The following is a 12,364-nucleotide window of genomic DNA, read 5'->3' on the forward strand; positions in this document are numbered from 1 at the left end:
CGGTATTTCAGCTGATGAACGCCAAACACCCGCCCCTCCCTGTTACGGTAGAAGCGGGTGTGAATGATAACTCAGGCCCAGCCGAGCAGCCGGACGATCTGTGCGATCGCAAAGGTGACACCGATGGCGATACCGAGCGGAATGACGGCGGATAGCACCGCCCATTTCAGGCTTTTGGTCTCTTTGTAGATATTGACCAGCGTGGTGCCGCACGGATAGTGAAGCAGCGAGAACAGCATCATGTTCAGCGCGGTCAGCCAGGTCCAGCCGTGGCTCAGAAAAAGCTCCTTGATGCTGCCGATGCCCTCAACGTCAACCATTGCACCTGAGGACATATAGCCCATGAGCAGGATCGGCAGCACAATTTCGTTGGCAGGCAGCCCGAGTATGAAAGCCATAATGATGAAGCCGTCCAGACCGAGCAGCTGGGCAAAAGGATCAAAAAATGCCGCCATATGATTAAGCACACTGTCGCCGCCGATAACTACATTGCCAAGTATCCAGGTGAGAATGCCGGCCGGAGCGGCAACGACAATGGCGCGGGTCAGCACGTTCAGTGATTTTTCCTTGGAGGAGCGGACAATTGTCTTCCAGAACTGCGGGCGGCGGTACGGCGGCAGCTCAAGTGTGTAATGGGTCGGCACGCCGCGCAGCATCGTTTTGGACATGACCCAGGATACCGTCAGGGTGACGGTGATGCCAACCAGCACAATTCCCATCAGAACAAGCGCAGTGGAGAAGGTGCGCAGCGCACCTGTTGCTGAGGCACCAACCATGAACAGCGAGGACAGCAGGATCAGCGTCGGCCAGCGCCCGTTGCACGGCACGAAGTTGTTGGTGAGAATCGCCAGCATCCGCTCGCGCGGCGACTCAATAATCCGGGTGGAGAGGATGGCGGCGGCGTTGCAGCCGAACCCCATCGACATGGTCAGGGCCTGCTTGCCGTGTCCGCCGGATTTTTTGAACAAACGGTCCATGTTAAAAGCCACCCGCGGCAGATAGCCGAAATTCTCCAGCAACGCAAACACGGGGAAAAAGATCATCATCGGCGGCAACATGACGCTGATAACCCAGGAGGTGCCGCGGTACAGTCCCAGAACAAGTACGCCGTGCAGCCAGGCAGGTGCATTCACCGCTGTGAAGCCGGAGGTCAGATACCCTTCGATCCAGCCGAAAAAAGAAGCCAGCCAGCCGGACGGGTAATTCGCCCCGGCGATCGTAATCCAGAACACAAGGCCAAGCCCGGCAAGCATAATCGGGAAGCCCCAGAGCTTCGAGGTAACGATCCGGTCAAGCTTGTAGGTGCTGCTGAGCTTCTTTTTATCCTGATAGTTGACCGCCTCACGGCAGATGCCTGCTGATACCCCGTAGATGCCGGTGACAATCTCATCGCGGATTGCGCCCTTGTCGGCCAGCTTCCGGGCTGCTGCCAGCAGGGAATCCAGCGGATCAGAACCCTTAATGGCATGCGGTGACTCCATGGCCGGTCACCTCCTTATGTGCAGGACTTGTGCTGCGCCCCATATGGGCTTTGAGCGAGCTAAGCAGGCTGCTGTCACCGTCCAGCAGCCGCAGGGCGATCCAGCGGGCAGGATAACGGGAGCCTAAAGTCTGCTCTACCAGCGGCAGCAGCTCGGCAATGCCCTGTTCGATTTCATCGCTATAGGTGATCCTCAGCGGCTTGCCGGTAAAAGCGCCTGTCGCCACGCGCTCCAGCTGATCCAGCAGCTCTCCGATTCCAATCTGATTGCGTGCCGAGATGGCCACGACCGGAACGCCGAGCTGCTTGGCGATGGCTTTTAGATTAATGCTGATTCCAAGCTTCTTCGCTTCATCAATCAGGTTGATGCACACTACGGCTCGGCCTGTAATCTCCAGCACCTGAAGGGCGAGATTCAGGTTACGCTCAAGCGACGTAGCATCCAACACAACCAGCGTCACATCCGGCTGCTCAAAAATAATATAATCCCGGGCAGCCTCCTCATCAGCGGAGTTAGAATACAGCGAGTAAGTACCCGGCAGGTCAACAGCACGGTAGACATGCTGGTTGTGGGTAAATTCGCCCTCAGCGGTAGTCACCGTCTTGCCCGCCCAGTTGCCGGTATGCTGGCGCAGTCCGGTCAGCAGGTTGAACAAAGTGCTTTTCCCCGTGTTGGGATTGCCTGCAAAAGCGACAGTATAATGGCTCATAACTCCTCACCTCCAAGCAGTTCCCCGTAGATCAGCGAGCTTTCTTCCCGGCGCAGGGCAATCGTTGTATTGCTTACCCGGAATGCGACAGGATCTCCAAGCGGGCTGCGTCGCAGCACCTCCACGGTATTGCCGGTGACAAAACCGAGGTCAAGCAGTCTTCTTCGCAGTACGCCCTGAACGTCAATGCCGCTGATGCGCAGCAGGCTGCCGTTCGATGCTTCAGACAATGGAATAGCGGCTCCAGCCATAGCAGCTCCTTCTTTCCTTATGTTTTTTATGTTTTATGTGTATAGAGTTTAAATGAGCATCTATTATGCACAGGTGATAAAATATTGTTCCTTGCCACAATATTAGTATATGTAAACAAATTTGTCCTTGCAACAATAAAGTTTCCTCAGGGAAAGACGGGTGAGGGTAACCAGCCCATTTTACAACCCTTCCCATGCTTCTACAGAGCAAAGGCGGGACTGAAGGGGAAAGGCTGCAGGTTCCGGCTTAGGCGGTGAGGTGGCGGGGTGAAGAGTAAAGAAGGTGTGTGACCGGTCTGGTGGGATGGCGGTGCTGAAGGAGGTAAAGTTACTGTTCCGGCTTGGGCGGTGAGGTGGCGGGGTGAAGAGTAAAGAAGGTGTGTGACCGGTCTGGTGGGATGGCGGTGCTGAAGGAGGTAAAGTTACTGCTCCGGCTTGGGCGGTAAGGTGGCGGGGTGAAGAGTAAAAAATGTGTGACCGGTCTGGTGGAATGGCGGGGTTGAACGAGTAAGGGTTCTAGTTCCTACCTGAGTCGCGGGAGGGGGAATGGAAGGCAAAGAGTACCTGTTTCGTAAGGTTGGTGTGGGTGAATAACCGGATTTTCCGGCTTCATATGGGATGATTGAGCAGATAAGTAGTTAGCCAGCTGGCGCAATAGTCCGATCATGGTTTAGTTGGATTTTCGCCACCTAATTGTTTGTAATAGTTACTCAAATCAAATTTAGTTGGAAAAACGCTACCTAATTCGGGCAAAATGCTGCATCATGGGCTGATTCGGCTGATTTAAGTGTACTTTTTCCATCTAATGTCTTCAGTCTGGCCGATTTCGCTGATTTAGGTAGCATTTTTCCACTTAGTTTATAGTGAGCGCCAGCTGAGCCGAAATGAAGGGCAAAAATGCCCTTGATTCCGGCCTGTGCAGGTAAACTGCCCGCAGGCTGCTCAGCTGCCAAAATCCAGCGTTCTGCCGTTTTCGGCTAATGTCTTCGTGTTGCTGAGGATTTGCCACCAGGCACTGTCACTTGGCGCGTAAGAAGGATCATCCGGATGCCAGCTGTCATGAATCAGTGTCAGCTTCGTGCAGCCGCCGATGGGCGACAGCAGCCAGGAGATAACAGATTCATAGGGTTCACCGTCCTTTACATAGGAGGGGCCGGCCTTATGCGTGAACCGCAGTGCCTCCTGCGGCTTGTACTCCAGCACGGTGCCATATACATGCACTGTCTCATCACCATCGGTTCCCGGCCCTACATACTCAAGCGGTTCTCCTTCGGTGAAGCTTGAGCGGATAGTGCTGCCATAGTAGATCTGGCTGACTTTGTCTGGAGCAACGAGACAGTCCCAGACTGCAGCGGGCGCCGCGCCAATGTAAAATTCATACTTTAATGCCTTCATTATTATTTCCTCCTCCATGTTCCTCCGATTCCTCGGATTTCTTATTGTTCCTCAGTATGCTTGCAGCGTACCTCTTTCACACGGACACGGACAATATACCAAAAAATCACTGACAGCTGCGGTCAGTGATTCCGGATAAACGTTATGACTCCGTGTAATAAGCGGAGATATCGGCTGCTGCTGCAGCGAGCTTCAGCTTTAGGGCTGCAGGCTCAACAATCTGCAGCGATCTGCCGTAGGGCAGCAGGAAGTAGGGCGCGTAGCTGAGCAGCATGGTCTCATCCAGCTGGAAGACGGCCTCTCCGGGAGAGCGCTGCTGCAGCGAATGTCCGAACAGCCAGTGGCTGCACAGATCGTTCAGCACTTCTTCGCTGGAGGCAATCACAACCCGGACAAGCGCAGCCTGCTGGTCAGGACCCGGCAGAAGGCTGTCCAGCAGAAACTGCCTTGCCGAGAAGCCCTCAGGCCGGATGAAGACACCGCCGCTCCGTTCAAGCTGCCCAATCCGGTCCACTCGGAAGCTGCGGATCTCCCCGCGCTGATGACAGAAGCCGGCCAGATACCAGCGGCCCTTCCAGTGCACCAGCCCGTAAGGGTCGACGGAACGCCGGGAGGCTGCCTGCCCGCTGCCTTTGCGGTACTCCATCTGCACGGTCAGCCCGGCCGCGGCGCACGTCTCCAGCTCCGCCAGCAGCGGAGTCAAAGGCACAGAAGGGGCATGGAGCATCTCCATGCCGGATTTATGGCGCTGCATCTGCAGCAGCTGTTCATCATTGCTGTAGCGCTTGAGCTTGGCGATAGCGCTGCCGAGCGCCCCGATGTACGGGTAGCCGCTGCCTTCGGCGAACGCGGCGGCCTGTACAAGCGCCCGCCGCTCATCGTCATCGAAGAAGAGCGGGGCGGCGCTGAAATGCTCCGGCAGCCGGAAGCCGCCGCCCGGTCCGGCATCGGCAATGACCGGCACGCCGCTGGCACAGAGCGCATCAATATAGCGGTAGACGGACCGCACACTGAGCTCAAGGGCTTCGGCCAGCTCGGCGGCGGTTCTTTTGCGCTGCTGCAGCATCCAGAGGATAGACAGCATGTAGTCAGCTTTGGACATCGGGCACAGGCCTCCCGTTATTCAGGATGGGATTACCGGGTAACGACCAGCGCGTTGCTGATCAGCCGTCCCGGGGTAGTCAGGTATTTACCGTTGTAATACAGGCCGCTGGAGGCCCCACCGTCCAGATTCATTGCCTGGTAAGCGCCGGTCTGCTTCATGATCTGGGCCAGCTGCGGGATGGTGGCCCCGCCGGTAGTCAGCAGAATCAGCTTGTGGTCACGGGTGATGCCCAAGGCACTGCGGGCTCCGCCTCCGGTGAGAATTTTCGGGTCCTTGAAGCCTTCGGCTGCGACATTCAGCGAGACACTGCCGTTCACCAGCAGCCGCGGACCGGCCTGCAGTGCGCCCTCAATGCTGCCGCTCTGGAATCTGGCGCTGAATTCGCTTCCCGGAATCAGCTCCGCCAGCAGATTGCGGTCATAGGCAAACACAATCCGCTTGTCGCCGGGGCTGTTCTTCAGCATTTTACCGCCGCTGATAATATACCCGTAAGGGGCTTTGTACGCCCCGTCAGTATAGGCGTCAAAAAAAGTGCCGTTGATCGCTGCGACAGCCCCGCTGCGTTTGGCAATGCTGCCGAGCGCTTCCGTCTTGCCGACCGTATTGCCGGCCAGCACAGCGTCAAGGCGGACAGAAGGATGCATCAGGGGAATGGTGACGGTCTGCACGCTGAATGATCTGGAGCCGACCTTGTATGTATGCTTCGCGCTGACGGCTGCCGGCGCATCCGGTTTAATCAGTGAGCCGCTTAACACCGGCAGGATTGCTTCTTCTCCGGCGGATGACAGGGTGACGGAACCCTGCTCTTTATTCCACTTCAGTGCAATTCCCATTGCCGTACTGACCACGGACAGCGGCACATAAGTTGTACCGTTTGCGCTGAAGGGCAGGGCAGTCAGGGTAACAGATTTCCCGTTGACGGTTGCCCGGGCCTGTCCTGCTTTAAGCAGAACCGAAGCCTTTTCTCCGTATACTTCAATCTCATTAGTACCTGCATTCAGAACCGAGTGGATTCCGAACAGGCCGTTCAGGAACCGCAGCGGAATATAGGACTGGCTGGCTTTGTCCACAAAGACGGCGTTTTTGGGGGCTGCAGAAGCAGATGCGGTTGAACCGGACTGAAGGGACGGCAGGGCGGACAGCATAAGCAAGAGAATGAGGCAAACGGCGGTACATTTTTTAAACATGAACAGAATCTCCTTTGACTCCAAACAGTATTTCCTGTAGATCAGGATGAATATGGAACCTGCCCCAGAATGATGCATCCGGAGCCACTTAATCATAGCGCTGCCTATATATATCGTCAATTTACAGAGGAAGGGTTAGTGTGTCCTGACGCATGCGTCCTAAGCAGGCTTTTCGTATATAATTTAGGGAATCGATTTCAATCTGTAAAAAGGCGGTTTCACCCATGACAATGACAACAACGATAGGTCTAATCCGGCACGGCAGCACTTTATGGAATAAAGAAGGGCGCATCCAGGGACACACGGATAATCCGCTTGATGAAGAAGGCCTGCAGCAGGCAGCTGAAATTGCCGGCCGGCTTAGCGGGGAGGAGTGGGAGCTGATCTACTCCAGTGATATGCTCAGGGCGAGACAGACTGCAGAGATTATTGCCACCAGGCTAGGCCTTCCCGTCGCAGGGCTGTTGCCCGGTATCCGGGAGATGCACGGCGGTCTTCTGGAGGGCACGACGGAACAGGAACGAGTGGAGCGATGGGGCAAGGAATGGAGAACACTTGAGCTTGGCCTGGAGACCAATGAGTCAGGCCGGCTCCGGGGAGGCAGGGCTATTGAGGAGCTTGCCGCGCGTCATCCGGGCCGGCGTATACTGGTGGTCAGCCACGGGGCGATTCTCCGAAGTACGCTTGGCGGACTTGTGCCTGAGCTGGATTTGAGCCGGCTGCTGAAGAATACTTCGCTCACCCGGATCATACAGTCAGGCGGAGCCTGGGCCTGTGACCTTTACAACTGTGTGGAGCATCACAGCATTTAACCGGGATCTGCGCTGCCGTTAGCACCATCCAAAAGATTCCATAGAGAATCAGACCCCGCCTGCCGATAATAAGCATAATACGGTTCACCTGTCAGATTAACGTCTTTGCTTAATTTAGAAGTAAAAGGGAGTGCTCCTATCATGGAAGAAGCGCGAAATTATATGTATACTATATTCTCAGTTCTCCTCGCAGCAGTGACAGCCTACTTCGTCCTCCAGACCGGACGGAATTTCGCGGCCAGAAGCCAAAAAGCCCGTGCGCTGCGCACGAGCCTGATCATTCTTATGCTCAGCTGCGGATTATGCGGCATGCATCTGTTCGGCCTGCAGGCTGTACCCGGATTTAGCCCGGCCGGCGGCAGCCTGCTTGCGCCGTTTGCGTTTTACTCGCTGACCCTGGCTTTTATGATCTGGCTGTTCCACCGCACAGGCCTGATCATGGCTGAAAGGGAACACCTTAAAGAGCTGGCTTACAGGGATAGTCTGACCGGCCTGTTCAATAAGAACGGCATGGATCATTTCTGGGATCACTGCAAGCCTAATGCGCAGCTGGCTGTATTATACCTCGATCTGAACCGCTTCAAGTCGATTAATGACAAGCTCGGCCATCATGTCGGTGATTTGCTGCTTCAAGCGGTCGGCGGCACGCTGCAGCAGTTTTCCTGCAAGGGCAGGCGGCATATTTTCCGGATCGGCGGCGATGAATTCGTCATCATTGCCAAGCGCTGCAGTTATAAAGAAGCCGAACAGCTTGCCCTTAAGGTCCTGGAGAAAACAACCCGTATCTACCAGCTGGAGCATCATGAGCTGTTCGTGTCGGCCAGCGTCGGCATTACGACGAGCCAGGGCCGGGTTGATCCGGGACGCCTGCTGAAGGAGGCTGATTCCGCCATGTACAATGCCAAGCAGCTGGGCAGAGGCCGGTATGCCGTCCATAAGCAGGGCAATGTTATCCAGCCGGTAAGCTGGCTGGGCAGCTCCAAAGCGAATTAAGTGCAGCCTTTAACACAAAGAGTCCGGGCAGCGCAGCCGATTTACCGGCTGCAGCCCGGACTCTTTTTACAGGCAACATTACCCCTGTCTGTCAGCCAGCAGTCCGGCCAGCACATCCGGATAGTTGGTGATAATGCCAGCGACTCCGGCAGCTATCAGGGATTTCATCACTTCACGATCATTGACGGTCCACGGGTGGTAAACCTTGCCCTGCGCGGCCGCCTCGGCTACGAACTCCGGCAAGACGACAGGATGATAAGCATGCAGCGCATCCGCATTCAGGCTGGCCGCGTAATCCCACGGACGGTACAAGCCTTCCGAATACAGAATCCCTGTGCGGATGTCCGGAGCAAGGGATTTACAATAGGCCAGCGAGTAGTGATTGAAGCTCGACAGCACCACACGTTCACTCATGCCGTAATCCCGCACTGCGGCGATAACCTTTTCCTCCATCCCGGGATACAGGAATACCCCGTTCTTTAGCTCAATGTTGAGCACGGTATCCCGGTCCTTCAGCAGATCCAGCAGCTCCTCCAGCACAGGCAGACGTTCGCCGGCGAATGCCGGCCCGAACCAGGAACCGGCATCCAGCTCCAGCAGCTCGCTAAGCGTCTTGTCCTTTACCAATCCGTCAGCTCCGGCTGTCCGGCGAAGATGCTCATCATGTATAATGACCAGTCCTCCGTCAAGCGACATCTGGACATCTGTTTCAATTCCTGTAGCTCCAAGCTCAAGCCCTCTGCGGAATGCCGCCATCGTATTCTCTGGGCAGACTGCGGATGCGCCGCGGTGCCCAAAGTTGATGATGCTGTTCATACGTTGTTTTCCCTCCGGCTTATGGATTTCCTGCTACTGCTTGCTACGGGCATCTATTCTCTTACTCCACATCTCCGTGCGAAACCCTGTCCGCCTCAATCAATTGTGCCCGGGCCCGGGAGTTACGCCGAAACAATCTCGCGGATGGCTTCATGCACATGCTGAACCTCTGAGAAGGCCAGGGTGTATTCCCGGTCCGATTTTCTGGCCGGGGCTATACCGGGAAGGAAAGGGATGGAGAGAACGGGTGTGTCGGCGCTGCTGAGATAGATTTTGAGTGTAAGCTCTTTAACCTCCTCTTCATCTGCCTGAATGGCATCTGTACTGTGCACGGAGTTTATTACAGTGTCCGGCCGGCCGGATCGATCCCCGTTTTTATTGGCGCTGCTTGTGATCCGGCATGTCTTGCTGACTTTCGTGAGGGTCAGGGCATTCTCGATGATCTCTGAACCCAGTATGGTGTCAAAAGTGTACAGTTGCGCCGTCGCATGCTCTGCCTTGCCGGGATTGCAGCTGCCGATGGCCAGCGTTCTGCCGGCTTCATCCAAGGCGATTATATGCGACTGGTCGGGGGTGACGAACCGCCGGGGAAAATTCAAATTAAAGGAGCCGACTGCACGGGCCAGCCTGGTCAGATTGGATGAGGGATAAGAGAGCCTGCACTTCAGCACCGCAGCCGCCAGCAGCAGGCTTACCCCCAGTACGGCGAACATGTACATCAGGAAGATCAGCATATTTACGCCTCCTACAAGTTTTGTGAAGGTTGCTAGTATTAGAATATGCCGGGGAAGCGTGAACAAATGCATAGCTGCAGACTGTGGAATCATTTATTCTTTTTTGTAGGCCGCGAGAGGCGGTAATCAATCAGAGAATGCAGGAGATGATCGGCTTGATCGTAGACACACTGGGACATTTGCTAGAGAATGAGGCTGCTTACGGGGATAAAATCCGGGCGGGGCTGCGCTTTTTGCGGGATACGGATTTCAGCGGACAGGCGGCAGGACGCCATGAAGTTAATGAGAGCATGTTCTATTTCATTAACGAATATGTAACGAAGGATGCTGGGGAATGCTTCTGGGAAGCGCACCGGATTAATCTGGACCTGCACTATATTCTTGAAGGTACAGAGCGGATCGGCTATGCGGCCATTGAACAGCTGTCGGTAAAAGAGGAATACAGCGCTGAAAAGGACGCAGTATTCTTCACGGGTGAGCTGCAATCTGCGGTAACCGCAGGGCCCGGAACACTGGTGGTCTGCTATCCGCAGGACGGCCATATGACCGGGATCGAAGCAGGCAGCAAGGAAGCGGTGCGCAAGGTTGTGCTGAAAATTAAGCTGTAGGATGCAGCCGCAAAGGTTATGTGATTGAGGGAGCCGGACAGGCTCCTTTTTGGCGTTGTCCCTGTTGCACTGGTGCTGTGGTCGTCCAGCATTTGTTTTTGCTAACAGGGTTAAGGTACGATAGCCTTAGAATACGACCTGATTATCATAATCTGCAAAAAATCAACCACACGCACAAGGAGCCGCACTTATGAGCATCTATCTCGAGCTTCCGGATGTGGACAAGCATTTTCCTTTCCGCAGCCTCATCTGCGGCGGGGACGAGCTGTGCTATCCGCACTGGCATAAAGAAATCGAAATGATTTACGTAACTAAGGGAAGACTAAATTTGGGAATAAATGATACTCCAATCCGTATGGAGCAGGGGGAAGTGCAGTTTATCAACGGCGGGGACGTGCATTATTTTCTCGCTTCGCCGGAGAGCGAACGGGTAGTGCTTCAGTTCGACTTGAGTCTGTTTCAGGAGCTGGCAGCCACCTGCGGCAATGATTTCTCGCTGCGTGAGGTGTTCACGGCGATGGAGCATTCCAGCTCAGGCTGGCCCCGGGAAACAGCCGGGCGGATCATCTCCCTGATCGAAAGTATATATGAGGAGGACACCCGGCGCGGGGAAGGGTACGCCTATCTGATCAAAGCCCGTTTATTTGAGCTGCTTACCGTGATTTTGCGGGAAGTGCCCAGGAATAACGCCGGCAGGCTGCCGAAGTTCTCGGAGGACACCCTGTCCCAGTCCCGGGAGATGCTGGAGCGGCTGGAGCGGATTTTTATCTATGTCGAGCAGCATTACCAGGAGCCGATTACCCTTAATGAGGTGGCCCGGCATATGGGCTTCAGCCCTTATTATTTTACCAAGCTGTTCAAAAAGCATACCGGCATGACCTTCGTCGCCTTCCTTAATGAATACCGGCTGAACAAAGCCAAATGGATTCTGCTCAACGAGGACCTGCCGATGTCTGCCGTAGCCGAGTCGGCAGGGTTTGGCAGCGTGAAGACGTTCCACCATTTTTTCAAGTCGGCAACCGGCATTTCACCGCTGAAATACCACAAGACAATATTCAGGAATAACAGGGCAAGAATGCAGGAAGAAAGCGCTTCGCAGAGTTTGTATGATTAGAGGCAGAGAGTTCACAACAATGTTGGAGGGAAATCAGGGATGACCTTAAAAGTGGGAATTATCGGCTGCGGCGGCATCGCAACTGGCAAGCATATGCCGGCACTAAAGAAAGTGGAAGGCGCTGTCATGGTGGCTTTTTGCGATATCGTGCCTGAACGGGCCGAGCAGGCCAAAGCGGAATTCGGAGATGAGAACGCAGCGGTCTACACAGACTATAAAGAGCTGCTGAAAGATACAACTATAGATGTGATTCACGTGTGTACCCCGAACATTTCCCATGCGGAAATTTCGATTGCCTCGATGGAGGCCGGCAAGCACGTCATGTGCGAGAAGCCGATGGCAAAGACGACTGCAGAAGCACAGGCCATGATTGATGCTGCCAAGCGTACCGGCAAAAAGCTGACCATCGGCTACCAGAACCGCTTTAGATCGGATTCGGCTTACCTGCATAAGGTATGTGAAAACAACGACCTCGGCGAAATCTATTACGCCAAAGCCAAGGCCATCCGCCGGCGTGCGGTACCGACCTGGGGCGTATTTCTGGATGAGGAAGCGCAGGGCGGCGGTCCGCTGATCGATATCGGCACCCATGCGCTCGACCTGACGCTGTGGATGATGGACAATTACAAGCCGAAATATGCGGTGGGCAATGCTTATCACAAGCTGTCCGGCCGCAAAAATGCCGCCAACGCCTGGGGCCCGTGGGACCCGGAGAAATTCACGGTTGAGGATTCGGCGATCGGCTTCATTACCATGCAAAACGGGGCGACCATTGTGCTCGAAGCCAGCTGGGCGCTGAACACCCTGGATGTCGGTGAAGCGAAGACAACGCTTTGCGGCACAGAAGGCGGAGCCGATATGGAAAAAGGCCTGCGCATCAACGGCGAAGAGTACGGCAAAACCTACGAGAAGCATATCGGGCTGGATGCCGCGGGCGTGGACTTCTACGACGGTGCGGGCGAAGATCCGGCGCTGGTTGAAGCCACGCAGTGGATTGACAGCATTATTAATGATACAGAGCCGGTTGTTAAACCGGAGCAGGCTCTGGTGGTAACCCGGATTCTGGAGGCGATTTACAAGTCGTCCGAGACAGGGATGCCGGTATTTTTTGAGGATTAAGTAAGTTGAACTTAGGTCAATCAATATAAATCAATTTAGG

The 12,364-nt window shown here is 55.0% G+C and carries 14 protein-coding genes; 5 read left to right on the top strand and 9 right to left on the bottom strand.

Annotation, left to right across the window (positions count from 1 at the left end; translation table 11 throughout):
- Positions 1-71: 71 nt before the first annotated feature.
- From M2108_RS13910 to M2108_RS13940, 7 genes are all read right to left on the bottom strand, one after another.
- Positions 72-1,481 carry a nucleoside recognition domain-containing protein gene (locus M2108_RS13910; protein WP_277470136.1) on the bottom strand — a complete coding sequence of 470 codons (1,410 nt, stop codon included), beginning with the start codon at positions 1,479-1,481 and terminating at the stop codon, positions 72-74.
- Positions 1,459-2,190 carry a FeoB small GTPase domain-containing protein gene (locus tag M2108_RS13915; RefSeq protein ID WP_277470135.1) on the bottom strand — a complete coding sequence of 244 codons (732 nt, stop codon included), beginning with the start codon at positions 2,188-2,190 and terminating at the stop codon, positions 1,459-1,461. The genes M2108_RS13910 and M2108_RS13915 overlap by 23 nt, the downstream gene beginning before the upstream one ends.
- Positions 2,187-2,441: a FeoA family protein gene (locus M2108_RS13920; RefSeq protein ID WP_277470134.1), complete on the bottom strand. Its 255-nt coding sequence runs from the start codon at positions 2,439-2,441 to the stop codon at positions 2,187-2,189. Before M2108_RS13920 ends, M2108_RS13915 begins: the two co-directional genes overlap by 4 nt.
- A gap of 740 nt (positions 2,442-3,181) precedes the next feature.
- Positions 3,182-3,394 carry a hypothetical protein gene (locus M2108_RS13925; RefSeq protein WP_277470133.1) on the bottom strand — a complete coding sequence of 71 codons (213 nt, stop codon included), beginning with the start codon at positions 3,392-3,394 and terminating at the stop codon, positions 3,182-3,184.
- A complete protein-coding gene (locus M2108_RS13930) occupies positions 3,384-3,836 on the bottom strand; it encodes an SRPBCC domain-containing protein (RefSeq protein ID WP_277470132.1) in 453 nt (150 codons plus the stop codon). The genes M2108_RS13925 and M2108_RS13930 overlap by 11 nt, the downstream gene beginning before the upstream one ends.
- 142 nt (positions 3,837-3,978) lie before the next feature.
- Positions 3,979-4,938: a helix-turn-helix transcriptional regulator gene (locus M2108_RS13935; protein ID WP_277470131.1), complete on the bottom strand. Its 960-nt coding sequence runs from the start codon at positions 4,936-4,938 to the stop codon at positions 3,979-3,981.
- Between the two features lie 32 nt (positions 4,939-4,970).
- Complete coding sequence (locus tag M2108_RS13940) at positions 4,971-6,128, bottom strand: phosphodiester glycosidase family protein (protein WP_277470130.1); 1,158 nt, start codon at positions 6,126-6,128, stop codon at positions 4,971-4,973.
- Between the two features lie 224 nt (positions 6,129-6,352).
- On the opposite strand from M2108_RS13940, the gene M2108_RS13945 reads away from it, so the two are divergent.
- Together M2108_RS13945 and M2108_RS13950 are read left to right on the top strand one after the other, a co-directional pair.
- Positions 6,353-6,940 (top strand): histidine phosphatase family protein, encoded by a 588-nt coding sequence (locus M2108_RS13945; protein ID WP_346780562.1) that lies wholly within the window; start codon positions 6,353-6,355, stop codon positions 6,938-6,940.
- 141 nt (positions 6,941-7,081) lie between these two features.
- Positions 7,082-7,933, top strand: coding sequence for a GGDEF domain-containing protein (locus M2108_RS13950; protein ID WP_277470129.1), 852 nt, complete (start codon positions 7,082-7,084; stop codon positions 7,931-7,933).
- Positions 7,934-8,011: 78 nt separating this feature from the next.
- Here M2108_RS13950 and M2108_RS13955 read toward each other — a convergent pair whose 3' ends face one another.
- Together M2108_RS13955 and M2108_RS13960 are read right to left on the bottom strand one after the other, a co-directional pair.
- A complete protein-coding gene (locus tag M2108_RS13955) occupies positions 8,012-8,749 on the bottom strand; it encodes a glycerophosphodiester phosphodiesterase (protein WP_277470128.1) in 738 nt (245 codons plus the stop codon).
- Between the two features lie 122 nt (positions 8,750-8,871).
- Positions 8,872-9,483 (bottom strand): hypothetical protein, encoded by a 612-nt coding sequence (locus M2108_RS13960; protein ID WP_277470127.1) that lies wholly within the window; start codon positions 9,481-9,483, stop codon positions 8,872-8,874.
- A gap of 146 nt (positions 9,484-9,629) precedes the next feature.
- On the opposite strand from M2108_RS13960, the gene M2108_RS13965 reads away from it, so the two are divergent.
- The 3 genes from M2108_RS13965 to M2108_RS13975 all read left to right on the top strand — a co-directional run bounded on the left by M2108_RS13965 (position 9,630) and on the right by M2108_RS13975 (position 12,324).
- Positions 9,630-10,091 (top strand): NanQ anomerase/TabA/YiaL family protein, encoded by a 462-nt coding sequence (locus M2108_RS13965; protein ID WP_277470126.1) that lies wholly within the window; start codon positions 9,630-9,632, stop codon positions 10,089-10,091.
- A 190-nt stretch (positions 10,092-10,281) separates the two neighbouring features.
- Positions 10,282-11,205, top strand: coding sequence for a helix-turn-helix transcriptional regulator (locus tag M2108_RS13970; protein ID WP_277470125.1), 924 nt, complete (start codon positions 10,282-10,284; stop codon positions 11,203-11,205).
- 39 nt (positions 11,206-11,244) lie between these two features.
- Positions 11,245-12,324, top strand: a complete 1,080-nt coding sequence (locus M2108_RS13975) for a Gfo/Idh/MocA family protein (protein WP_277470124.1) — start codon at positions 11,245-11,247, stop codon at positions 12,322-12,324.
- The last annotated feature ends 40 nt before the right edge of the window (positions 12,325-12,364 follow it).

The sequence above is a fragment of the Paenibacillus sp. PastM-3 genome (genome assembly GCF_029893965.1).
Classification (GTDB): Bacteria; Bacillota; Bacilli; order Paenibacillales; family Paenibacillaceae; genus Paenibacillus_AQ.